Below are 22,797 nucleotides of genomic sequence, written 5' to 3' on the forward strand. Positions count from 1 at the left end.
TTAAAAAATATCACTATCCCCTTTTCCCTCTCTAATCACAACCGGTTCGCCTTCCGATAAATCGATAATCGTGGAAGGTTGATTGTCGCCATAACCACCATCAACAACAACATCAACAAGGTTTTGCCATTTTTCAAAAATGAGTTCGGGATCTGTGGAATATTCCAACACTTCATCATCGTCGTGAATGGAAGTGGACACAATTGGATTGCCTAATAGTTTCACCATTTCGAGTACAATGTTATTATCCGGTACACGAATACCAACAGTTTTTTTCTTCTTAAATTCTTTCGGCAAATTGTTATTTCCGGGAAGGATAAAAGTATATGGTCCCGGCAAAGCACGTTTCAAAATCTTAAAAGTAGCCGTGTCAATTTGTCTCACATAATCTGAAATATTGCTCAAATCATGGCAAATGAATGAAAAATTAGCTTTTTCGAGTTTTATACCTTTAATTTTTGCAATACGTTCCAAAGCTTTTGTGTTGGTAATATCGCAACCCAAACCATAAACGGTATCGGTAGGATAAATTACTAATCCGCCATCTTTTAAAACTTTAACCACTTTAGCAATAGCTGCTTCGTTTGGATTCTCGGGATATATTTTAATAAATTGAGCCATAGGACAAATTTAAACAAGTTAATAATTATACAAGAGAATTTTTAATGTATTTTTTTTAAACATAAAGTATAAAAAAACCCTACCGAAGTAGGGCTTTATAGTTTTATGTGTTTGAATATTATTGCTCAGCAACAATTTCATACGGTAATTCAATCACAACGTTTCTGTGTAAACGAATCGTTGCATTGTATTTTCCGGTTCTTTTTACTGTACCTGAAGTAACAAATTTTCTATCGATTGGTTGTCCTGCTTTTTCCAAAGCTTCAACAATATCGATATTGGTTACAGAACCAAATAATTTTTCACCACCTGCTTTTGCAGTAATTTTAATATCTAGAGCTTTTAATGTTTCAGCCAATTTCTTAGCATCATCCACAACTTTTTGCTCTTTGTGTGCTTTTTGTTTCAAGTTTTCAGCCAATACTTTTTTAGCTGATGGTGTTGCTAATGCAGCAAACCCTTGTGGAATCAAAAAGTTTCTTCCGTAACCTGGTTTTACAGAAACGATATCGTCTTTAAAACCTAAATTTTGAACGTCTTGTTTTAAGATTAGTTCCATGTTGTTGTCCTTTTTTTAGAGAAGTTAGCCCGCCAATGGCGAGGCAACAACTTAATTAATTATTATTTTAATAAATCCGCCACATATGGCATTAAAGCTAAATGTCTTGCTCTTTTAACGGCAACAGACACTTTTCTTTGGTATTTTAATGAAGTTCCGGTTAAACGTCTTGGTAAAATTTTACCTTGCTCGTTTACGAATTTCAATAAAAAGTCTGCATCTTTATAATCAATGTATTTAATACCTGATTTTTTAAAACGACAATACTTTTTAGTTTTGTTCGTATCTATGTTCAAAGGAGTAAGATATCTGATATCTCCTTCTTTTTTTCCTTTTGCTGATTGCTCTATTGTTGACATAGTAATTACGCTTTAACTTTTAATTTTTCTCTTCTTCTCTCTGCCCAAGAAATAGCGTGTTTATCTAAACTTACAGTTAAGAAACGCATAATTCTCTCGTCACGTCTTAATTCAGTTTCAAAACTGATGATACTATCAGCAGGTGCTTTGAATTCGAACAAATGGTAAAAACCACTTTTCTTGTGTTGGATTTCATAGGCTAATTTTTTTAAGCCCCAATCCTCTTTTGATACCATCTCTGCCCCTTTGGCTGTAAGAAAATCTTCGAATTTGCTTACTGTTTCCTTTACCTGTTGTTCAGATAAAACGGGATTCAAGATGAAAACAGCTTCATAATGATTCATAATAATTTACTTTAAAATTGTTAAATTGGGTGCAAAAGTAAGGATTTAATTTTAATAACCAAGTGTAATACCAAAATAATCGACATAAGGTAAAAAAGTTCGAAAAAAATTAGTTTTTATCGATGAAATGCACTACGTTTGTTTTACCAAATCTATAATAAATCGTATTATGAAACTAAATTGTGTCGTAGTCGATGACAGTTCTATTCAAAGAATGATCATCACAAAGTTAGTGAATAATCACCAGAGTTTGCATCTTGTGGGTGATTTCTCTAACGCTATTGAGGCAAAGAGTTGTATGTCTATACACTCCGTTGACCTTATTTTTCTCGATATCGAAATGCCCATTATTAATGGTTTCGATTTCCTTGATGGTTTAAAAAACAAACCACAAATCATTTTTATCACTTCAAAAGCAGATTATGCCGTGAAAGCTTTTGATTATGATGCCACTGATTACTTACAAAAACCTATTTCCGTTGATCGTTTCGATTCTGCTGTAAAAAGAGCAATCGACATGCACAAATTGAGACATGAAGTTTCTGAAGAAGAAGGTGATTACATCTTTATCAAAAGTAATCTGAAAAAATTAAAAGTATTCACTTCCAAAATTAAATGGATTGAAGCATATGGTGACTATGTTAAAGTTGTAACCGACGAAGACAGCAACTTAGTGCTTTCTACTATGAAATCGTTTGAAAATGATTTGTCGAAAGACAGATTTTTGCGTGTACACAAATCATTTATTGTGAACATCGACAAAATTGAACGTTTTAATAGCAAGTTTGCAGAAATTGGTGTAACAAAAATTCCTTTGAGCAGAAACAAGAAAGACGATTTGAAGAAAGCTCTTGCAATCGCCTAGCCAAAATCAACATTTACTACTAGCTTTACATATCTATATTGCGAAATAACATCAAAACTATTCAATATTTTTTGGATAGTTTTTTTTGTGCCTTGTGGCGAAACATTATCCGGAATTTTGATGACAATTGTTCTGATATACTCATTTCTAATTTTGCTCACAGCCGGTTCTTCCGGTCCTAAAACCGGCATTTTTAGGTGCTGACTCAAAACCTGATACAACCACATTGAACTTTCTTTTACTTTTTCATATTCTTTATGACGAAGTGTGATTTTAATTAATTTGAAAAAAGGCGGATATTTAAAAATCTGTCGTTCATACAGCTGTTCTTTATACATTCCAACATAATCATTGTGCGTTACTTGCTGAATGGTGTTATGATTCGGATTATACGTCTGAATCACTACTTTCCCTCTTTTTTCAGCCCTTCCTGCCCTACCCGATACTTGTGCCATCATCTGATAACTGCGTTCAAATGCTCTAAAATCAGGAAAATAAAGCATGTTGTCGGCATTTAAAATTCCAACCAAACTCACATTATCAAAATCCAAACCTTTAGCCAACATTTGTGTTCCAACCAAAATATCAACTTCTCGATTTTGAAATTTATCAATAATTTTATCGTAACCAAATTTTCCACGTGTGGTATCTTGATCCATTCGTTGAATTTTTTTGTTGGGAAAAAGCGTAGCCAATTCCAATTCAATTTGTTCGGTTCCAAAACCTTTTGTGGTCAAATCAACACTTGAACATTGATGACAATTGGTCGGTTTCGCAATCGAATGTCCGCAATAATGACAACGAAGTTGGTTTTTAAATTTGTGATACGTTAAACTCACATCGCAATTCGGGCACTGCGGAATGTGTCCGCACGTCATGCATTCCAACAAAGGAGCATACCCTCTTCGGTTTTGAAAAAGTATCACTTGTTCGCCCAACGACAAAGCAGAAGTTATTTCTTCAATCAACGTATCGCTAAAATGACCGTTCATTCGCTTGCGGAAATAGCTGTCTTTTAAATCGACTAAAATAACTTCCGGCAAAGGTGTGTTATTGTAGCGTTCAAAAAGTTCAACCAACGCATATTTTTGATTTTGTGTATTATAATAGGTTTCCAAACTCGGTGTGGCCGAACCTAAAAGCACTTTTGCCTGGTGAAATTTAGCCAAAACTGTCACCGCATCGCGAGCATGATACCGTGGAGCAGGATCCGTTTGTTTGAAATTTTGTTCATGTTCTTCATCCACAATCACTAATCCCAAATCGGAAAAAGGTAAAAACATAGCCGATCGTGCACCAATAACAACTTGTGCTTTGTGAGAGTTTTGCAAAACCTGATTCCATACTTCCACCCGTTCATTGTTGCTGTATTTCGAATGAAAAACCGCTACTTTATTACCAAAAAACTTTCTAAGCCGAGAAACCAATTGTGTTGTTAATGCAATTTCCGGCAAAAGAAACAAAATTTGTCTACCGGTTTGCATAGCTTCCTGTATGAGTTGACTATAAATTTCCGTTTTACCACTTGATGTTACGCCATGTAATAAACATACATCTTTGCTTTCAAAATGATTCTTAATTTGATCTAAAGCTGCTTGTTGTGAATGACTTAACGAAAGGTTTTTAGCTTTTTCATCTTCGTTAAAATCGGTTCGATCATGAATAAGATGGTATTCTTCAAAAATTTCCTTTTCAATCAATTTTTTTAAAACAGCCGAAGTAGATGAAGCAAAATCAATTAATTGTTTAGCAGAAATTAGTTTCTTTTCCACAGCATTTAACTGAAAATATCCTAATATGAGTTCTTTTTGTTTTTCAGCTTTGATAGAATTCAACAGTTCATTCAGACGTTCATCGGTTACATAATTTTGATGAAGTTTGATATATCTGACTAATTTTGGTTTGTATGATTCATGCATTTCTTCCTGAAGTGAAACAACACTTTTATTAATCAATTTTTGAAGAACCGGAAAAACATTTTTTTTACTTAGAATAGAAATAACATCGCTCACTTTTAGTGAACTTTGATGTTGAAGAGCTTCAAATACCAAAAATTCATCATCGGATAATGCTTTTTCATCTACAATTTCACCTTGCTTTAATGAAATTACTGTTTCACTTTCCAACAAAAAACCGGAAGGTAACGCAGCTCGAAAAACTTCACCGATTGAACACATATAATAAGAAGCAATCCATTGCCAATGCTTCAACTGTACTTCATTTACAATTGCATTTTCATCCAGAATTTGATGAATTTCTTTCGCTTCGTATAAAGTTGGCGGATTTTGATGCGTTTCAATCGCCAAAGCGGTGTACATTTTACTTTTTCCGAACGGAACAGCAATTCGCATTCCGGGTTTAATATACTTAAACTCAGCTTCAGAAACTTGATAAGTAAAGGTTTTATCGAGTGCTAAGGGCAAAATAACTTCAACGAAGTAAGACATAAATTGGCTATTATTTCATCAGAAAAAGGACTTAATCAAATAGATTTTTCCTTTTTAATTTGTTTATGGTGGCATTCAATTCAAAACCAAGCAACAGAATCATACAGTTAATCCAAATGTAAAACATCAGAATTAACAGTGTTCCGATAGAACCGTAAAGTTCGTTATACTTGGCAAATTTAACAACATAAATTCCAAAAACATATGAAGACAAAAGGATTAAAACGGTGGTAAAAACCGATCCGATACTAATAAAAGGAATTTTTGCAGTTTCTTTTGCTCCAAATTTGAATAACAGAGAGGTTGTGATTAAAACCATTAAAATAACAAAACAGTATCGAGTAATTTGAATTAATGTAACATCAGTGTAAGCAAATTGCTTGAATTGAATTTGTTGAATGAATACTTCCGAAATTACGATGGCTGCCACGGTAATTATCAATATCATCGAAAAAAGCAGCGACATTACCAGTGCAACAAAATATTGTCTGAAAAAACTTCTTGAAATGGTGATGTGATACGAAGTTTCAAATCCGCCCAAAATAGCATTTATTCCGTTAGACATCAAAAAGATAGACAAAATAAATCCGGAAGATAACAAACCTTGATAACTGTTATTTAAAATATCGTCGATGATATTTTTGATGGCTTCAAAGGTATTGGGTGGCACACCATCTTCGACAAATTTTAAAAAATCTTGTTGAAAACCTTCAATTGGAATGTATGGAATTAAGTTTAAAATGAATAAAGCAAACGGAAACAAAGCCATAAAAAAGCTAAAAGCAATAGCTCCCGATCGATAGGAAAAAGCTCCTTGGGCAATTCCGATGATGTATAATTCCATCAAATTATAAAACGACAAGCCTTCTAACCAAGGTAGTTTTATGTTTTTAGTAAACCGAACGATGTGTTTGATTACCGGAATTTTTTCGAGTTTTTGCTCTGTTTCTACTGACATAATTTTGTCTGGTGAACTATTGTTTAATCTATAATTGAACGTGGCTTTTCTTAAATTATTCCACGAAGCTTGAGATTCCTACGGAATGACAAGATTGTGTGAAAACTGGGACTGTGACTAAAAACTCCCAACTTCCATCTCCCATCTCAAAAAGCCTTCAAACTCAAATCCATATTATAAACCGAATGCGTTAAAGCTCCAGATGAAATGTAATTTACACCACATTCTGCATAATAACGAATTGTTTTTTCATTGATGTTTCCTGAACTTTCGGTTAGGCATTTATTGCCAATTAGCTTTACGGCCTCTTTTGTCATTTCATAATCAAAATTGTCTAACAAAATTCGGTAAACGCCACCACTATTCAGAATTTCTTCTACTTCATTTAAGTTTCTGGCTTCAACAATTATTTTTAAATCCAACTTATTTTTGCTTAAATAATCTTTCGTTTTTTGAATCGCTTTTGAAATTCCTCCGGCAAAATCATTGTGATTATCTTTCAACATAATCATATCATACAAGGCAAACCGATGATTTTCACCACCGCCAATTTTCACCGCCCATTTTTCTGCGGCACGAAATCCGGGTGTTGTTTTTCTGGTATCTAATACTTTCGTAGCTGTTCCTTCCAACAAATCAACATACATTTTTGTTTTGGTTGCAATGGCACTCATGCGTTGCATCGAATTGAGTACCAAACGTTCGGCTTTCAAAATTGATTGTGAACTTCCTGAAACATGAAAAACTATATCGCCATAGTTCACTGAACTGCCGTCTTGAATGAATGTCTCCACTTCTAAATCTGAATCAACGTGATTAAAAATCAGTTTAGCAAATTCAACTCCGGCAATAATTCCTTGGTCTTTAACTAACAATTTTGCTTTGCCAGTGGCTGATTTCGGAATACAAGCGAGCGAACTGTGATCGCCTTCTCCAATATCTTCTCTGATTCCGTTTTGGATGATGAGCTGTAGTTCGTTTTGAAATTGGGCTTCTGTAATCATAACTAAAATTTGTATCGAATGGCTAAAATAGGAAATCGTTTTTATTTTTTTGATAAATTCTTGTATAAAAAAACCACGAAATCCGTGGTTTTATATTTAGCAAACTTTCTTTTTATTTCTTTCTTTTTACTTCGCAGGTATTTTTTCCAACCAAAGCATAGAGCGGACAAAAGGTGGCAAATGCGGTGATGATTAAAATCATGCTCACTCCTAAAACAATCCATTGTACTAAATTATTTTCAATAGCTCCGGACATAAAAAGAATCAAAAGAATAATGCCAAACATTACTCTAACAAAGCGATCGGTATTGCCAACATTTTTTTTCATAATCTCTAATTTTTTGGTTTTGGATTATAAAAATAGGAAAAAAAGCTTTAAAAAATGCAATTAATGCAAATTTAGTTTGGCTCAACAATTGGTCCGTTCCATTCTGAAATACCGCCAACCAGATTAAATGTTTTCTCAAAACCTAATTGTTGCATCACTTCACACGCTTTTGCACTTCTACTTCCGGCATGGCAATAAACATAATAGGTTTTAGATTTATCTAATTCTTCAATCATATAAATAAAACCTTGACCTTTATAAATATCGATATTGATTGCATTTGGAATAATGCCACGCTCAAATTCTTCCGGTGTTCGCACATCTAAAATAACGGCGTTTTCATCGTTTTGGGCATCTACCCACCATTTTTCTTGTTGTAAATTCATATTTTTAAGGTGCTAAGGGACTAAGGTTCTGAGGTTCTGAGGTACTGAGGTACTGAGGCACTGAGTACAAAGATAATGAAAAACTAATTTTATCTTATAAACCTTAGCACCTTAGTACCTCAGCCACTTAGTACCTAATTTTCTAAGCTTTTATCGAACAACCAATCGCTTTAGTTGTTTTTACTTTTACTTCTTGTTTTTTTAATAACGCATCAACAGCATTTTCAACATATTTTTGTTCTACAGCTGTTTCATCTGAATGATTATCGTCTATTGCACCAATATATTTGACAACATTTCCTTTGTCAGTTTTTTGTAAAATGTAAACATGAGGCGTTTTAGTTGCTCCGTATTGCGGATAAATTTTCTGCCCTTCGTCAAACAAATAAGGAAAAGTGAATCCTTTTTCTTTGGCACGCACTTGCATTTTATCAAAACTATCGTCTTTTTGTTTTTCAGGATTGTTTGGGTTTATCGCGATTACAGGATAACCTAACTTTTTATATTTTTTATCCAAATCGATAATTCTGTCTTCATACGCCACCGCATACGGACAATGATTGCAGGTAAAAATTACAATAAACCCCTTTGCATCTTTATAATCTTTTAGCGATACATTTTTATTGTCTACATTTTTTAGGGAAAAATCGGTTGCGATTGAACCAATTTCGTAACCGGCAGGATTGGTTGTAGTGAACGCCGTAATCAATCCGGCAGCAAGCACTAAAAAGGCAATTTTGAATTTTTTCATAGTTTTTAATTTTAATTGATGAATGATTTTATTTCTGTTTCTAATTCTTCTTCAGTAAACGATTGTTCATAAAATTTTCGCTTATCATTTTTATAAATAATGGTTGCCGGAATTGCTCCTGACCACTCTTTCGCTACTTTTTCAATCCACGTATTGGCATCGGGATCATTTAGAACAACGACTTCTGCTTGCAAATTTTTATTTATAATAAATGGAATGACGCGACTTTCAATCATCTTAGGAAAATCTAAACTCACAAGAATCATTTTAAATTTTCCCGATTTATACTTTTGATTTAGCTTTTCAAAATGAGGCAATTCTTTGATACAAGGAACACACCAAGTGGCCCAAAAGTTAATAACATAAATTGTATCATTCTTTTGATTCAAATACGGTTGTAATCCATCAAAATGATAGGATTTCAATTTGATTCCGTCTTTCTCATAGACTTTTAATGGTTTTGATATGGTTTTGCTTTGTGAAAAGCCTACCATCATAAAACCAATTAAGAATAACGCTGTTGTTACTTTTTTTATCATATTTATCATTTACACATTGCGTTCAAATAGAAACTTAATCCTTGCCCTGTTTTTGTCCAAACGTCCATTGCTTTATCTCTGTAAAATGCTGTTTCTGTTGCTGAAATTGCTGTCGAAATGGTGAAAAATTTACTTTTTTCATCCGTTTTTACACTTTCCAACCATTGAATTGTGGCGGCAACTTCTTCATTTTCTTTATCTAATAAAATATCATAATTCTTTAAATCAACTGAAAACCATCCCAAAAAATTAGCCGGAACTTCAAAAATAATATCTTTTTCATTCAGTAAATCCGTTGGCAATCCATTTTCAATTTTATAAAAATTAAGTCTGAATTTCAATGATTTAAATTGATTTGCAGTGATGTTAAAATTCAAATTTTCAATTTTACAATCTTTCTTTAAATTGAATTTAATGCCTATTTCTTTACTTAAACGATCATCAACCTCCTTTTCATACGCAGAATAAAAATTAAAATGCATCAACGCCAAACCTTTAACACTTCTTCCAAATCTTTTTGATTTTGGTTGTTTGAATGTTACGACTACTTCATTTAAATCATTTGAAAGTGGCTCTAATTCAATAGAATTATTTTTTCCAATCAATGATTCTACAAGCATTTTCTTGGTTTTATAACCAATGTGTGAAAATACAAGTGTATCTTTTAAGTTGGATTTATCAGTTAATTTTAATGTAAAAACACCTTTAGAGTTAGAAACTGTTCCAATACTTTTATTCATAATTCCAATATTAACATATTGAATTTCTGAATTATTCTCTAAATCTATAACTGAACCACTTATACTTTCGTCCTGTGCAACTATCGTATCAAATAAAAACAGTAAGAAAAAAATGTATTTATACTTAACCATTAAATAAAATTATCACATAAAATTAAGCCTTCCGCCTTCCTCTAAAAAATCTTTAACAAAAATTTAATAGACATTTGTATATACAATTAAAAAATAGCACTACATTTGTACATACAAATTTTGTAATTACAAATGAAGATAGAAGAAATCATAAAATCCAACTCACCCATTAGCATTGAAAAGCGAACTGTACTAAATATCATGTTCACTCAAAATGTTATTGCAGATGCTTTTAATGATATTTTAAAATCCTTTGATTTATCGGTTGAACAATTCAATGTTTTGCGAATCCTTCGTGGTCAAAAAGGAAAACCGGCCAACATGTGTGTAATCCAAGAGCGAATGATTGCTAAAACCAGTAACACTACCCGACTGGTAGACAAATTACTGTTGAAAGGTTTAGTAAATCGTGAGGTTTGTGAACAAAACAGACGTAAAATGGAAATCACTATCACCGAAAAAGGATTAAAATTATTAGCCGAATTAGATCCGAAAATTGAAGCACATGAAACTTTATTTTCAACTAATTTATCATCAGAAGAATTAGAAAATTTGAACAACTTATTAGAAAAATATAGAACGATTTAATTTATTTTAAAAAAATGAGCGACTTTATTAGTAATCAAAAGTGGCGTTATGCTACTAAAAAATTTGATGCCAGCAAAAAAATCTCTTCAGAAGATTTGGAAACATTAAAAGAGGCAATTCAATTGAGTACTTCTTCTTATGGATTACAACCTTACAAAGTATTTATTATCGAAAATCCTGAGTTAAGAGCTAAGATTCAACCCTTTGCATGGGGACAATCGCAAATTGTTGATGCTTCTCAGTTATTAGTTTTCGCAAATATCACTAACTTTGGTGAGAATGAAATTGATAATTACATTGCCAATATGGTAGAAACAAGAGGAATTCCAGCTGAAAGTGTAAAAGGTTATGCCGATTTTATGAAAATGAAAATCACTGCATTACCAGAAGAACAAAGAAATACATGGACATCAAAACAAACCTACTTAGCGTTAGCCAATTTGATGAATGCCGCAGCAGAGCTAAAAATTGATGTTACACCCATGGAAGGTTTTGAACCGGAAAATGTAAACGAAGTATTAGGTCTAAATGCATTAGGTTTAAATGCTTCATTGCTTGCCACTATTGGTTACCGTCATGAAGAAGATGCAACGCAACATTATAAAAAAGTGCGTAAACCCAAAAACGAATTATTTATCAATTTATAATCAATAACCTTAAACAATGAAATCAATGAAAAATTTAAAAACAATTGCATTAGCACTTATAGTAGTTGCAGGAACTTTCACCGCAACCGCTCAAAACAAAAAAATTAACGTAGAAAAAAGTAAAATTACTTGGGTTGGGAAAAAAGTAACAGGACAACATGATGGAACAATCAATTTAAGCTCAGGAACCTTAGTTTTTGACGGAAAAAAATTAAAAGGTGGTTCTTTTGAAGTAGATATGACTTCTATAACTGTTTCCGATTTGCAAGCAGGAAAAGGAAAAGAAAAGTTAGAAGGACACTTGAAAGCTGATGATTTCTTTGGTGTAGATAAATATCCTACTTCAACGTTAGAATTCAAAACAATTGCGTCAAAAGGAAGTGATATTTATACCATTACAGCAGATCTAACCATCAAAGGAAATACATTACCTGTAACTTTTGATCTAGCTATTGGAGATGGAACTGCCAGAACAGCTTTTAAAGTGAATAGAACTAAATACGGAATTGAATACAAATCAAGCTCTATCTTTAGCGGAATTGGTGATGCAGCTATTAATGACGATTTTGAATTAACAGTATCGTTAGTTTACTAAAAAATAAATGGGAAAAATTGCTGAAAATCCTGATGCGAAAGTGTCAGGATTTTTTTTTCGTTTAAAAAATCATAAAAAATATTAATTTTAAAAAAATCGTTTGGTTATTCAAATTACATCCCTACATTTGTAATTCAAAAATAAAACAATGAACACATTTTTAAATACAGCTTGGTGGTGGAACAACTTACGTCAGTCGTCGTGAGCTAGCTACCTATAGTTATATTTTTCAAAATATTCAAAAGGGCTTGTCAAACACGACAAGCCCTTTTTCTTTTTAATTCAATCAAATATGAAACAATACAAATTAAATACTACGTATAAATCAGTTTTGGCCGACACGATCACGCCGGTGAGCGTTTATTTGAAAATTCGAGATAAATTTCCCAACAGTATTTTGTTGGAGAGTTCCGATTATCACGCCAGCGACAATAGTTTTTCGTATATCTGTTGCAATCCAATTGCGAGTTTTAAGGTTGAAAATAATGTAATTACAACTCATTTTCCGGATGGAAGTTCTGAAAATCATCCTATAAAAAATGAAACTTCAATTACGAATGAAATTTCAAACTTTATGCAAAAATTTTCAGTAAATGGTCCGAATTTAAAATTTGCCTACAACGGATTATTCGGATTTACAAGCTATGAAGCCATCAGATATTTTGAGAAAATTGAAATTTCAAAAAAGGATGATTCTATTGTAATTCCTGAAATGTATTATGGAATTTACCAAAACGTCATCGCCATCAATCATTTTAATAATGAAGCGTATCTTTTTTGCCACAGCATTGCAGACTTTTCAAATATTGATGAAATGGAGCAATTGCTTCAAGTGAAAAATTTTGCCTCTTTTTCGTTTTCAAAAGTGGGAAAAACGGTTTCCAATTTAACTGATGAAAATTTTAAAGAACAAGTTACTTTAGCCAAAAAACACTGTCATCGTGGTGATGTTTTTCAATTGGTTTTATCCCGAAGATTTTCGCAAGAATTCAAAGGCGATGAATTTAATGTGTATCGTGCTCTTCGAAACATCAACCCTTCACCCTATTTATTCTATTTTGATTATGGTGATTTTAAACTATTTGGATCATCGCCCGAAGCTCATTTGATCGTAAAAAACGGTGAAGCTGAAATTCATCCCATCGCCGGAACTTTCAAACGAACCGGAAATGATGAAAACGATGCTATCCAAGCCAAAAAATTAGCCGAAGATGTCAAAGAAAACAGCGAACACGTCATGCTTGTCGATTTAGCCCGAAACGATTTAAGCAGAAATTGCAATCAAGTGAAAATTGAGAAATACAAAGAAATTCAGTTCTTTTCGCACGTCATTCACTTGGTTTCAAAAGTTGTTGGGAAACTAAAACCAGAAGCTAAAACAATGGATTTAGTGGCTTCCACGTTTCCTGCAGGAACATTAACCGGAGCTCCAAAACACAAAGCGATGCAGTTGATCGAAAAAATCGAAAACACCAACCGAAGTTTTTACGGTGGAGCCATTGGTTTTATGGATTTTAATGGTAACTTCAATCACGCAATACTGATTCGTACGTTCTTGAGTAAAAACCATCAATTGCACTACCAAGCCGGAGCCGGAATTGTTGAAAGTTCCTCCGAAGAAAGCGAAATGCAAGAAGTCTACAACAAATTAAATGCGTTAAACAAAGCCTTAGAAATGGCAGAAAAAATATAATTTCAATGAAAAAAATTATCATTATCGACAACTACGATAGTTTTACCTACAATTTGGTTCACTATTTAGAGGATTTGAATGCTGAAGTTACTGTTTTTAGAAACGATGAATTCGAGTTGAACGAATTAGAAAAATTTGACAAAATTCTACTTTCGCCTGGCCCAGGAATTCCCGAAGAAGCGGGTTTGTTGCTGGATGTTATCAAAAAATATGCTTCAACCAAAAGCATACTCGGAATTTGTTTGGGTCAGCAAGCCATTGGCGAAGTTTTCGGCGGAAGCCTAATCAACTTAGAAAAAGTCTATCACGGAGTAGCTTCCAAAGTAAAAATCACCAAAGAAGATTCTCTTTTCAATAATTTGCCAACTGAATTTGAAGTCGGTCGCTACCATTCTTGGGTCATCAATCCTGATGATTTTCCGGAAGATTTAGAAATCACTTCCGTGGATGAAAACGGCGAAATTATGTCCATTCGACACAAAACATTGGATGTAAAAGGCGTTCAATACCATCCGGAAAGCATTTTAACGCCTAATGGGAAGAAGATTTTGGAAAATTGGCTGGAGAGTTAGTCAATTAACTTTTAATTGGTTTCGACACCTGACAGGTTTTAGAAACCTGTCAGGTGTAAAAATGAATTTAACAAAAAAACTATGAAAAACATTCTCAATCAATTAATCAATCACAAAACGCTGACGAAAGAAGAAGCGAAAAACGTGTTGATTAATCTTTCTTCCGGACAATACAATGCCAGTCAGATAGCAGCATTTATGACCGTTTTTATGATGCGAAGCATTACCATCGAAGAGTTAACCGGTTTTCGGGAAGCATTATTAGAACTTTGCATTGCAATCGATTTTTCAAACTATGAAACCATCGATTTGTGCGGAACCGGCGGCGATGGAAAAGACACATTCAACATTTCTACTTTAGCTTCCTTCGTGGTTGCCGGAGCGGGAATTAAAGTCGCAAAGCACGGAAATTACGGTGTTTCATCCATTTCAGGTTCCAGTAATGTAATGGAAAATTTAGGCGTAAAATTCAGCAACGAAAAAGATTATTTGGAAAAATGTTTAGAGGAAGCCAATATTGCCATTCTTCACGCACCGTTGTTTCATCCGGCGATGAAAAATGTGGGTCCAATTCGAAAAGAATTAGGCGTGAAAACGTTTTTTAATATGCTTGGTCCAATGGTGAATCCGTCTTTTCCAAAAAATCAATTGGTTGGCGTTTTTAGTTTGGAATTAGCTCGAATGTATGCTTATTTGTACCAAAATACTACAACCAATTTTTCTATTTTATATGATTTAGAAGGTTTTGATGAAGTTTCGTTGACCGGAAATGTCAAAATAATTTCAAATTCATCGGAGAAAATTCTAAAACCGGAAGATTTTAATACCAAATCGGTCACTTTGCATCAAATTAAAGGTGGTGAATCAGTTGAAGAAGCAGCGAAGATTTTCCTGACAATTCTATCCGGAAATGGAACTCAAATGCAAAATGATGTGGTTTTTTCGAATGCAGCTTTAGCGATTTCGATGATGAAAAAGATATCAATTGATGAAAGTTTAGAAATCGCTAAAGAAAATTTGATGAACGGAAAAGCTCTCGAAAAATTAAAAATACTTCAAAATCTCAGTCGATAATGAACATTTTAGATCAAATAATTGCTTCAAAAAAACGAGAAGTGGCGTTGAAAAAATCAATGATTCCAATAAAACAATTGGAACAATCGGTTTTGTTTGAACGAAAAACGAGTTCTTTAGTACGTCATTTATTGAATAGTTCAAGTGGAATAATTGCTGAACATAAACGCCGATCGCCCTCCAAATCAGTCATCAACCAATCTAATTCGGTAGAAGAAATTGTAACAAGTTATGAAAATGGTGGTGCATCCGGAATTTCTATTCTAACTGATAATCAGTATTTTGGTGGTTCATTGGACGATTTAATTTTAGCAAGAGCAACAACCCATTTACCGCTTTTGCGAAAGGATTTTATGGTAGATGAATTCCAAGTAATTGAAGCTAAAGCGTTTGGAGCTGATGTAATTTTATTAATTGCTGCGGTTTTAACGAGAGATGAAATAAAAAAATTATCAGCGTTGGCAAAATCACTTCATTTGGAAGTTTTATTAGAAATTCATAACCATGAAGAACTTCAAAAATCAATACTACCAAGTTTAGATTTGATTGGTGTAAACAACCGAAATTTAAAAACATTTGAAGTAAATTTGAACTACAGCAAACAATTAGCCGAACACATACCGTCAGAGTTTATCAAAATTTCCGAGAGCGGAATTGATTCTGCCGAAGCTGTTTCAGAATTACAACAATATGGATTTAAAGGATTTTTAATGGGCGAATACTTTATGAAAAGTGAAAATCCTGAAAATGAAATGAAAGAATTTATCAAAAAACTAACACTATGAAATTAAAAATTTGTGGAATGAACGATCAGGAAAATACAATTTCTATTAGTGAATTGCAACCTGACTTTTTAGGATTTATTTTTTGGAATGATTCCAAACGCTATTGCAAAAATGTTATCGAAAACATTCCCAATGATATTGAGAAAGTGGGTGTTTTTGTAGATGCTAATTATAATGAAATTGTTGATAAAATCATTTCACACAAACTAAATTTTGTTCAATTACACGGTGAAGAATCACCTGATTTTTGTTTAGAAATGAAGAAAACAAACATTAAAGTAATTAAAGCAATAACAATTGATAATAACTTTAATTTTAATGAATTAAAGTATAATATAAATTGTGTAGATTATTTTCTGTTTGACACCAAAGGAGATCTTCCTGGCGGAAACGGAACAACCTTTGACTGGGAAATTTTAAATCAGTATAAAGAAGATGTTCCCTATTTTTTAAGTGGAGGAATTGGTTTGGATGAATGTCCAAAACTTGAAAAATTTCTTAAATCAGAAGTGGCAAAAAATTGTTATGCTATTGACATTAACAGTCAATTTGAAGATGAACCCGGCATCAAAAACAAACAGAAAATCAAAGAATTTCAAGAAAAATTAAATCAAATGAGATGAATTATCAAGTAGATGAAAAAGGATTTTATGGCGAATTCGGTGGAGCGTTCATTCCAGAGATGTTATACCCGAACATTGAAGAACTTCGATTAAACTACTTAAAAATCACAGCAGAACCAAGCTTTAAAAAAGAGTTTATGGAATTGATGGTGGATTATGTCGGTCGACCTACTCCACTCTATTTTGCGAAGAGATTATCTGAAAGATACAATACCAAAATATATCTGAAACGAGAAGATTTATGCCATACCGGAGCTCATAAAATAAACAACACCATTGGTCAAATACTGATTGCCAAACGATTAGGCAAAACCAGAATCATTGCCGAAACCGGAGCAGGTCAACACGGCGTTGCCACCGCAACCGTTTGTGCGTTAATGGGTTTGGAATGCGTGATTTATATGGGCGAAATCGATATCAAACGTCAAGCTCCTAATGTAGCTAGAATGAAAATGCTTGGTGCAGAAGTTCGTCCCGCAACCTCAGGTTCCAAAACCTTAAAAGATGCTACCAATGAAGCTATTCGCGATTGGATTAACAATCCAGAAAACACCTACTACATCATCGGTTCTGTGGTTGGACCTCATCCTTATCCGGATATGGTAGCTCGTTTTCAAGCCGTAATTTCTGAGGAAATTAAAGCTCAATTGGAGGAAAAAGAAGGAACAGAATTTCCCGATTACGTGATTGCGTGCGTAGGTGGTGGAAGCAATGCAGCCGGTGCTTTTTATCATTTTTTGGAAGATGAAAACGTCAAACTAATTGCGGTAGAAGCTGCCGGAAAAGGTGTTGATTCCGGTGAAAGTGCTGCGACATCTATTTTAGGAAAAATTGGTATCATTCATGGTAGCAAAACACTTTTGATGCAATCGAACGATGGACAAATCACGGAACCTTACTCAATTTCCGCAGGTTTGGATTATCCGGGCGTTGGTCCGCTACATTCCCATCTGCATCAAACAAAACGAGCCGAATTTATTGCGATAACCGATGATGAAGCAATGCAGTCCGGCTGGAAATTATCACAAACAGAAGGTATTATTCCGGCGATTGAAACCGCTCACGCCTTTGCCGTTTTAAACAAAAAACAATTTGAACCCAATAATATAGTTGTGATTAATCTTTCCGGTCGCGGTGATAAAGATTTGAGCACCTATATTGATTATTTTAATTTACGCTAGAAATGAATCGAATAAATTCAAAACTTCAAGAAGACAAAAAAATCTTATCCATCTATTTTACAGCGGGTTACCCAAATTTGGATGATACCACCAAAATCATATCAGAATTAGAAAAAAGCGGAGTCGATATTATTGAAATCGGCTTGCCTTTCAGTGATCCGTTAGCAGATGGTCCAACAATTCAAGCGAGTTCAACACAAGCTTTAAAAAACGGAATGACAACTGAATTACTGTTTGAACAATTGACAAATATTCGCAAAAGCGTTCAAATTCCACTAATTATTATGGGATATTTTAATCCGATTATGCAATTTGGTGTGGAGAATTTCTGTCAAAAGTGTCAAGAAGTTGGAATTGACGGATTGATTATTCCAGATTTACCAATGGAAATCTATGAATCAGACTATAAAGAATTATTTGAAAAATACGATTTAAAGAATATATTTTTAATCACACCGCAAACTTCAGATGAGCGAATTCTGAAAATTGACAACATTTCAGACAGTTTTATTTACATGGTTAGCTCATCAAGTGTAACCGGAAATCAAGTTGGATTCAACGAAATTCAAGAACATTATTTTGAACGAATTGATTCGATGAAATTAAAAAATCCACAATTAATTGGCTTCGGAATTTCAGATAAAAAGACTTTTCAACAAGCAACGAAACATCAAAAAGGAGCAATTATTGGAAGTGGTTTTATCAATTATATTAATAAAAATACAATCTCAACTATTTCAAAATACATCAATAATTTACTTTAAATAATACATCTTAATATTCTTGTTTTGAGATAATTAATTTTGAACTATAAATTTTATCTATATTAGATTTTTAACAATTTTGATTATTCTTTTAATAATTATTTTTACTATTTCACTATGTAATATTCATTTAAGATAATTACAATATTGGTAATTCTTAAATAGTAAAATTGAATTAAAAACTTACATTATAGTAAAGATAAAATAGATAAAAAAATCATTCTATGATGATTAAACATTTTTTTAAATGAGATTAAAAACACTAAAAACTACATAATCATTAAGAACAATAAAATACCTTATTTTGATTATAGTCATAAAAAAATCCCGATAAATCGGGATTTTTGTTTTTTAAGAATAGCTAAGTTTTAGTTCATAGTTGCCTTTAAAGCTTTATACTTATCTGTCATATCCAAAGAAGTATAAACATTTAAAAGTGTTCTTTTAGCTTCTACGTTAGAAGAATCTAGTTCAACCACTTTTTCTAAATATGGTAAAGCTTCTTTAAATACATTTTCACGTTCCACTTTTAACTCTTCATAACGCTTATTATCTTTGGCACTATTACCTAGTTTATTCATTTCTTCAACGTATTTGCTATCAGCATCTAATTTTAAGATTGCTAAATTCAAATAAGCATTAGAATATTTTGGGTTTATTTCAATTGCTTTTTTATAATATTTTTCTGAATCAGCAGCATTACCAGAAGTACCGGAAATAACACCTAAATTATAATATAAATCAGCATCGTTAGGAGATTTTTGTAAAACCTCTTCAATCACTCTTTTATAAGACGCATAATCTTTTGCATCTAAATATAAATTAGCTTCGGTTAATGCTAACGAAGTATCTTCGGGATTATCTTTTTTTGCATCGATTATAGCTTGTAATGCTTTTTCTTTCTCTCCATTTTCAACTAAAATAAGAGCATAATTTCTGTAAATCTCTCCTCTTTTAGATTGAATTTTTTCGTCTCTTGGATTTGTATGCAATTTAAGTTTAACCGAATTATCACGTTCTTGTTTAGTATTAAACGCTTCTTCTTCGCCGCTTACAACACTTTTAGCATAATAAGTCATTCCTTTTCCGGAATAGTTCAATTGCTTTAATTTATCATAATATGTTAAGGCAACATCATATTCTTTAGCATTTACAGCAGATCCTGCCGCATAATAGAGATAGGAAGTATCTTTTGGACTCAACATATAAGCTTCATATAATTTCTGTGAGCTATCTTTGAATCGCGAAGCATCACTATCCTTTATTGCCTCTGCAACCAATTTATCTTTTACGGTTACTAATGATTGAGTTGCCTGTTCAGAATATTTCGATTTTCCAATCTTCTTCTCAGTTGCAATCAATTCTTGATAAGACTTGGCTGCAGAAAGAAGGTTTTTACTCGTTTCCATATTCTTATTCGCCAATTCTAATAAAGCATTACCTTTCAAAAAATAAAACTGAGCTTTTTCCTGATCGGTTGCATTGCCAATTACACCTTCTGCAGCTGACAAAGCATTTTTAACGGTTGTAGGTTCAAAATTTTTAATCGCTTTCTCTAACGCTTTCAATTGATCTTTCTGAGCATAACTGCCCAAACTTAACATCAAAGCAAAAGCGGAGATGATGTATCTACTTTTCATTGTAAATCAAATTTTAGTTAATAATTATTCTTGGGTTTCTTCGTTTTCTTCTGTTGTTTCATCAGTATCATCATCAAAATCAGTATTTTCTGATGTTGAATCACCCTCTAAAACGGCAGCAGTTACATCTTCAAACTCAACTTCTTCTGCAGCTTCTTCTTTCATAACTTTCGTTACTGCAGCGATTGAATCGTTTCCTTTGATGTTGATTAATCGGACACCTTGTGTGGCTCTTCCCATTACTCTTAAATCGGAAACTTCCATTCTGATGGTTAGTCCTGACTTGTTGATAATCATTAAATCATCGGCATCCGTAACACTATTAATTGATACTAATCTTCCTGTTTTATCAGTAATATTAAGGGTTTTCACTCCTTTTCCTCCGCGGTTAGTGATACGATAATCTTCTAATGAAGAACGTTTTCCATAACCATTTTCAGATACTACCAAAATCTCACTGCTCATATCATTTACAGAAACCATGCCAATCACTTCATCTTTATCATCCGCTAACGTAATTCCGCGAACTCCTGAAGCTCCTCTTCCCATTGGACGTGTTTTGCTTTCTTCGAAACGAACCAATTTACCGGATTTTACAGCCACTAAAATTTGACTTTTTCCGTTGGTTAATTTTGCTTCTAACAATTCGTCGTCTTCCTTAATAGTAATAGCAGCAATTCCGTTCACTCTCGGACGTGAATATTGCTCCAACAACGTCTTTTTAACTTGACCTTGTTTAGTTGCCATAATCACATAGTGACTATTAATGTACTCTTCATTTTTCAAATCTTGAGTACAAATGAACGCTTTTACTTTATCATCATTTTCAATGTTGATCAAGTTCTGAATCGCTCTTCCTTTTGACGTTTTGCTTCCTTCAGGAATTTCATAAACTCTCATCCAGAAACATTTTCCTTTTTGAGTGAAGAACAACATATATTGATGATTCGTCGCCACAAACAAATGCTCTAAGAAATCTTGATCTCTTGTTCCTGCACTTTTTTGTCCAACTCCTCCTCTATTCTGTGTTTTATATTCTGAAAGGTTTGTACGTTTAATATAACCGGCGTGCGAAATTGTAATTACTACATTTTCATCAGCAATTAAATCTTCAATACTTACATCACCTCCGGCATATTCAATGACAGAACGTCTTTCGTCTCCATATTTATCGCGAATTTCAACCAATTCATCTTTGATCACTTGCATTCTCAAATCTTTGTTAGCCAATAATTCTCTTAAATGCGTAATCAATTTCATGATTTCTTCGTACTCTGCACGTAATTTATCTTGCTCAAGACCGGTAAGTTGACGCAAACGCATTTCAACAATCGCACGAGCTTGAATTTCAGATAATGAGAAACGTTCGATTAATTTTGTACGAGCTTCATCTCCATCTTTCGAACCTCTAATCAAAGCAATTACTTCATCAATATTATCTGAAGCAATGATTAAACCTTCTAAAATGTGAGCTCTTTCTTCAGCTTTACGCAAATCGAATTTAGCTCTACGAACCACTACATCGTGACGGTGTTCAACAAAATAATGAATCAACTCTTTTAGATTCAACATTTGTGGACGACCATTTACTAACGCAATGTTATTTACGCTGAATGATGATTGTAATTGTGTGAATTTATATAAGGTATTCAACACCACATTCGGAACTGCATCACGTTTTAATTCGTACACAATTCGCATTCCGTTTCTATCCGATTCATCACGAATATTCGAAATACCTTCAATTTTTTTATCATTAACTAAATCGGCCGTTTTCTTAATCATATCAGCCTTATTCACCTGATATGGAATTTCGGTTACGATGATTGCATCTTTTCCATTACTTTCTTCAAAAGCGATTTTAGCACGCATCACGATACGACCACGACCGGTTTTGAATGCTTCACGAACACCTTCATAGCCATAAATGATTCCGCCTGTCGGGAAATCAGGAGCTTTGATGTGTTCCATCAATTCATCAATCTCTATTTCATTATTGTCAATGTAAGCCAATGTTCCATTAACAACTTCTGTAAGATTGTGAGGTGGCATATTGGTTGCCATACCAACCGCAATACCGGAGGCTCCATTAATCAAAAGATTAGGAACTTTAGTTGGCATTACTTTGGGCTCATATAAAGTATCATCAAAATTCAATTGAAAATCAACGGTTTCTTTTTCGATGTCGGCCATAATTTCTTCCGAAATCTTTTGCATTCTGGCTTCAGTATAACGCATCGCTGCCGGACTATCTCCATCCACCGATCCAAAGTTACCTTGACCATCTACTAAAAGATAACGTAAGCTCCATTCTTGAGCCATACGAACCATTGCATCATAAACAGATGTATCTCCGTGTGGGTGATATTTACCTAAAACTTCTCCGACAATTCTAGCGGATTTCTTGTGAGCTCTATTCGAAAAAACTCCTAAATCATACATTCCGTAAAGTACTCTACGGTGTACAGGCTTTAAACCATCTCTAACATCCGGCAATGCACGTGACACAATTACTGACATCGAATAATCGATGTACGCTGATTTCATTTCGTCCTCGATGTTAATAGGAATCAACTTTTCTCCTTCAGACATATGTATTTAT

Annotated in this window: 25 protein-coding genes; 11 read left to right on the forward strand and 14 right to left on the reverse strand. The window is 33.4% G+C overall.

The window, feature by feature from the left end:
• The 4 genes from M0M57_RS15535 to rpsF form a co-directional block, all read right to left on the reverse strand.
• Positions 1-621 (reverse strand): L-threonylcarbamoyladenylate synthase, encoded by a 621-nt coding sequence (locus tag M0M57_RS15535; RefSeq protein ID WP_248434015.1) that lies wholly within the window; start codon positions 619-621, stop codon positions 1-3.
• 118 nt (positions 622-739) lie between these two features.
• Positions 740-1,180 carry a 50S ribosomal protein L9 gene (rplI, locus tag M0M57_RS15540; RefSeq protein ID WP_248434016.1) on the reverse strand — a complete coding sequence of 147 codons (441 nt, stop codon included), beginning with the start codon at positions 1,178-1,180 and terminating at the stop codon, positions 740-742.
• 62 nt (positions 1,181-1,242) lie between these two features.
• Complete coding sequence (rpsR, locus tag M0M57_RS15545; RefSeq protein WP_112087383.1) at positions 1,243-1,539, reverse strand: 30S ribosomal protein S18; 297 nt, start codon at positions 1,537-1,539, stop codon at positions 1,243-1,245.
• 5 nt (positions 1,540-1,544) lie between these two features.
• The gene (rpsF, locus tag M0M57_RS15550) at positions 1,545-1,883 is read right to left on the reverse strand and encodes a 30S ribosomal protein S6 (RefSeq protein WP_248434017.1); all 339 of its coding nucleotides are present in this window, start codon (positions 1,881-1,883) and stop codon (positions 1,545-1,547) included.
• A 169-nt stretch (positions 1,884-2,052) separates the two neighbouring features.
• Here rpsF and M0M57_RS15555 point away from each other — a divergent pair, with 169 nt between their 5' ends.
• Positions 2,053-2,748 (forward strand): LytR/AlgR family response regulator transcription factor, encoded by a 696-nt coding sequence (locus M0M57_RS15555; protein WP_248434018.1) that lies wholly within the window; start codon positions 2,053-2,055, stop codon positions 2,746-2,748.
• Here the strand turns inward: M0M57_RS15555 and priA are convergent.
• The 8 genes from priA to M0M57_RS15595 all read right to left on the reverse strand — a co-directional run bounded on the left by priA (position 2,745) and on the right by M0M57_RS15595 (position 10,033).
• Complete coding sequence (gene priA / locus M0M57_RS15560; RefSeq protein ID WP_248434019.1) at positions 2,745-5,195, reverse strand: replication restart helicase PriA; 2,451 nt, start codon at positions 5,193-5,195, stop codon at positions 2,745-2,747. The genes M0M57_RS15555 and priA overlap by 4 nt on opposite strands.
• A gap of 31 nt (positions 5,196-5,226) precedes the next feature.
• Positions 5,227-6,153, reverse strand: coding sequence for a YihY/virulence factor BrkB family protein (locus M0M57_RS15565; RefSeq protein ID WP_248434020.1), 927 nt, complete (start codon positions 6,151-6,153; stop codon positions 5,227-5,229).
• A 146-nt stretch (positions 6,154-6,299) separates the two neighbouring features.
• The gene (gene nadC, locus M0M57_RS15570; protein WP_248434021.1) at positions 6,300-7,157 is read right to left on the reverse strand and encodes a carboxylating nicotinate-nucleotide diphosphorylase; all 858 of its coding nucleotides are present in this window, start codon (positions 7,155-7,157) and stop codon (positions 6,300-6,302) included.
• A 112-nt stretch (positions 7,158-7,269) separates the two neighbouring features.
• The gene (locus tag M0M57_RS15575; protein ID WP_248434022.1) at positions 7,270-7,485 is read right to left on the reverse strand and encodes a YgaP family membrane protein; all 216 of its coding nucleotides are present in this window, start codon (positions 7,483-7,485) and stop codon (positions 7,270-7,272) included.
• 71 nt (positions 7,486-7,556) lie between these two features.
• Positions 7,557-7,871, reverse strand: a complete 315-nt coding sequence (locus tag M0M57_RS15580) for a rhodanese-like domain-containing protein (RefSeq protein WP_248434023.1) — start codon at positions 7,869-7,871, stop codon at positions 7,557-7,559.
• A gap of 142 nt (positions 7,872-8,013) precedes the next feature.
• Positions 8,014-8,622, reverse strand: a complete 609-nt coding sequence (locus tag M0M57_RS15585) for a thioredoxin family protein (RefSeq protein WP_248434024.1) — start codon at positions 8,620-8,622, stop codon at positions 8,014-8,016.
• Between the two features lie 11 nt (positions 8,623-8,633).
• Entirely contained in the window at positions 8,634-9,161 is a 528-nt protein-coding gene (locus tag M0M57_RS15590; RefSeq protein ID WP_248434025.1) for a TlpA disulfide reductase family protein, read from the reverse strand.
• 5 nt (positions 9,162-9,166) lie between these two features.
• Positions 9,167-10,033, reverse strand: coding sequence for a carboxypeptidase-like regulatory domain-containing protein (locus M0M57_RS15595; RefSeq protein WP_248434026.1), 867 nt, complete (start codon positions 10,031-10,033; stop codon positions 9,167-9,169).
• Between the two features lie 132 nt (positions 10,034-10,165).
• Between M0M57_RS15595 and M0M57_RS15600 the strand changes: the two genes are divergently transcribed.
• From M0M57_RS15600 to trpA, 10 genes are all read left to right on the forward strand, one after another.
• Positions 10,166-10,621: a MarR family winged helix-turn-helix transcriptional regulator gene (locus M0M57_RS15600; RefSeq protein ID WP_248434027.1), complete on the forward strand. Its 456-nt coding sequence runs from the start codon at positions 10,166-10,168 to the stop codon at positions 10,619-10,621.
• 14 nt (positions 10,622-10,635) lie between these two features.
• Entirely contained in the window at positions 10,636-11,268 is a 633-nt protein-coding gene (locus tag M0M57_RS15605) for an NAD(P)H-dependent oxidoreductase (RefSeq protein WP_248434028.1), read from the forward strand.
• 25 nt (positions 11,269-11,293) lie between these two features.
• Positions 11,294-11,863: a YceI family protein gene (locus M0M57_RS15610; protein WP_248434029.1), complete on the forward strand. Its 570-nt coding sequence runs from the start codon at positions 11,294-11,296 to the stop codon at positions 11,861-11,863.
• Between the two features lie 292 nt (positions 11,864-12,155).
• The gene (locus M0M57_RS15615; protein ID WP_248434030.1) at positions 12,156-13,556 is read left to right on the forward strand and encodes an anthranilate synthase component I family protein; all 1,401 of its coding nucleotides are present in this window, start codon (positions 12,156-12,158) and stop codon (positions 13,554-13,556) included.
• Positions 13,557-13,561: 5 nt separating this feature from the next.
• Positions 13,562-14,128: an anthranilate synthase component II gene (locus M0M57_RS15620; protein WP_248434031.1), complete on the forward strand. Its 567-nt coding sequence runs from the start codon at positions 13,562-13,564 to the stop codon at positions 14,126-14,128.
• An 81-nt stretch (positions 14,129-14,209) separates the two neighbouring features.
• Positions 14,210-15,202 (forward strand): anthranilate phosphoribosyltransferase, encoded by a 993-nt coding sequence (gene trpD, locus M0M57_RS15625; protein WP_248434032.1) that lies wholly within the window; start codon positions 14,210-14,212, stop codon positions 15,200-15,202.
• A complete protein-coding gene (trpC, locus tag M0M57_RS15630) occupies positions 15,202-15,987 on the forward strand; it encodes an indole-3-glycerol phosphate synthase TrpC (RefSeq protein ID WP_248434033.1) in 786 nt (261 codons plus the stop codon). The genes trpD and trpC overlap by 1 nt, the downstream gene beginning before the upstream one ends.
• Positions 15,984-16,610 (forward strand): phosphoribosylanthranilate isomerase, encoded by a 627-nt coding sequence (locus M0M57_RS15635; protein ID WP_248434034.1) that lies wholly within the window; start codon positions 15,984-15,986, stop codon positions 16,608-16,610. Before trpC ends, M0M57_RS15635 begins: the two co-directional genes overlap by 4 nt.
• Complete coding sequence (trpB, locus tag M0M57_RS15640; RefSeq protein WP_248434035.1) at positions 16,607-17,791, forward strand: tryptophan synthase subunit beta; 1,185 nt, start codon at positions 16,607-16,609, stop codon at positions 17,789-17,791. Before M0M57_RS15635 ends, trpB begins: the two co-directional genes overlap by 4 nt.
• A 2-nt stretch (positions 17,792-17,793) precedes the next feature.
• Positions 17,794-18,555, forward strand: a complete 762-nt coding sequence (gene trpA, locus M0M57_RS15645; RefSeq protein ID WP_248434036.1) for a tryptophan synthase subunit alpha — start codon at positions 17,794-17,796, stop codon at positions 18,553-18,555.
• A gap of 368 nt (positions 18,556-18,923) precedes the next feature.
• Here the strand turns inward: trpA and M0M57_RS15650 are convergent, their stop codons facing one another.
• Together M0M57_RS15650 and gyrA are read right to left on the reverse strand one after the other, a co-directional pair.
• Positions 18,924-20,195 carry a tetratricopeptide repeat protein gene (locus tag M0M57_RS15650; protein ID WP_248434037.1) on the reverse strand — a complete coding sequence of 424 codons (1,272 nt, stop codon included), beginning with the start codon at positions 20,193-20,195 and terminating at the stop codon, positions 18,924-18,926.
• 24 nt (positions 20,196-20,219) lie between these two features.
• Positions 20,220-22,787 (reverse strand): DNA gyrase subunit A, encoded by a 2,568-nt coding sequence (gyrA, locus tag M0M57_RS15655; RefSeq protein ID WP_248434038.1) that lies wholly within the window; start codon positions 22,785-22,787, stop codon positions 20,220-20,222.
• Between the last annotated feature and the right edge of the window lie 10 nt (positions 22,788-22,797).

This window comes from Flavobacterium azooxidireducens, from assembly GCF_023195775.1.
Taxonomy (GTDB): domain Bacteria; phylum Bacteroidota; class Bacteroidia; order Flavobacteriales; family Flavobacteriaceae; genus Flavobacterium; species Flavobacterium azooxidireducens.

Coding starts and splice junctions, on each gene's coding strand:
- M0M57_RS15535 (WP_248434015.1), bottom strand. CDS start 621: ATGGCTCAATTTATTAAAATATATCCCGAGAATCCAAACGAAGCAGCT.
- rplI (WP_248434016.1), bottom strand. CDS start 1,180: ATGGAACTAATCTTAAAACAAGACGTTCAAAATTTAGGTTTTAAAGAC.
- rpsR (WP_112087383.1), bottom strand. CDS start 1,539: ATGTCAACAATAGAGCAATCAGCAAAAGGAAAAAAAGAAGGAGATATC.
- rpsF (WP_248434017.1), bottom strand. CDS start 1,883: ATGAATCATTATGAAGCTGTTTTCATCTTGAATCCCGTTTTATCTGAA.
- M0M57_RS15555 (WP_248434018.1), top strand. CDS start 2,053: ATGAAACTAAATTGTGTCGTAGTCGATGACAGTTCTATTCAAAGAATG.
- priA (WP_248434019.1), bottom strand. CDS start 5,195: ATGTCTTACTTCGTTGAAGTTATTTTGCCCTTAGCACTCGATAAAACC.
- M0M57_RS15565 (WP_248434020.1), bottom strand. CDS start 6,153: ATGTCAGTAGAAACAGAGCAAAAACTCGAAAAAATTCCGGTAATCAAA.
- nadC (WP_248434021.1), bottom strand. CDS start 7,157: ATGATTACAGAAGCCCAATTTCAAAACGAACTACAGCTCATCATCCAA.
- M0M57_RS15575 (WP_248434022.1), bottom strand. CDS start 7,485: ATGAAAAAAAATGTTGGCAATACCGATCGCTTTGTTAGAGTAATGTTT.
- M0M57_RS15580 (WP_248434023.1), bottom strand. CDS start 7,871: ATGAATTTACAACAAGAAAAATGGTGGGTAGATGCCCAAAACGATGAA.
- M0M57_RS15585 (WP_248434024.1), bottom strand. CDS start 8,622: ATGAAAAAATTCAAAATTGCCTTTTTAGTGCTTGCTGCCGGATTGATT.
- M0M57_RS15590 (WP_248434025.1), bottom strand. CDS start 9,161: ATGATAAAAAAAGTAACAACAGCGTTATTCTTAATTGGTTTTATGATG.
- M0M57_RS15595 (WP_248434026.1), bottom strand. CDS start 10,033: ATGGTTAAGTATAAATACATTTTTTTCTTACTGTTTTTATTTGATACG.
- M0M57_RS15600 (WP_248434027.1), top strand. CDS start 10,166: ATGAAGATAGAAGAAATCATAAAATCCAACTCACCCATTAGCATTGAA.
- M0M57_RS15605 (WP_248434028.1), top strand. CDS start 10,636: ATGAGCGACTTTATTAGTAATCAAAAGTGGCGTTATGCTACTAAAAAA.
- M0M57_RS15610 (WP_248434029.1), top strand. CDS start 11,294: ATGAAAAATTTAAAAACAATTGCATTAGCACTTATAGTAGTTGCAGGA.
- M0M57_RS15615 (WP_248434030.1), top strand. CDS start 12,156: ATGAAACAATACAAATTAAATACTACGTATAAATCAGTTTTGGCCGAC.
- M0M57_RS15620 (WP_248434031.1), top strand. CDS start 13,562: ATGAAAAAAATTATCATTATCGACAACTACGATAGTTTTACCTACAAT.
- trpD (WP_248434032.1), top strand. CDS start 14,210: ATGAAAAACATTCTCAATCAATTAATCAATCACAAAACGCTGACGAAA.
- trpC (WP_248434033.1), top strand. CDS start 15,202: ATGAACATTTTAGATCAAATAATTGCTTCAAAAAAACGAGAAGTGGCG.
- M0M57_RS15635 (WP_248434034.1), top strand. CDS start 15,984: ATGAAATTAAAAATTTGTGGAATGAACGATCAGGAAAATACAATTTCT.
- trpB (WP_248434035.1), top strand. CDS start 16,607: ATGAATTATCAAGTAGATGAAAAAGGATTTTATGGCGAATTCGGTGGA.
- trpA (WP_248434036.1), top strand. CDS start 17,794: ATGAATCGAATAAATTCAAAACTTCAAGAAGACAAAAAAATCTTATCC.
- M0M57_RS15650 (WP_248434037.1), bottom strand. CDS start 20,195: ATGAAAAGTAGATACATCATCTCCGCTTTTGCTTTGATGTTAAGTTTG.
- gyrA (WP_248434038.1), bottom strand. CDS start 22,787: ATGTCTGAAGGAGAAAAGTTGATTCCTATTAACATCGAGGACGAAATG.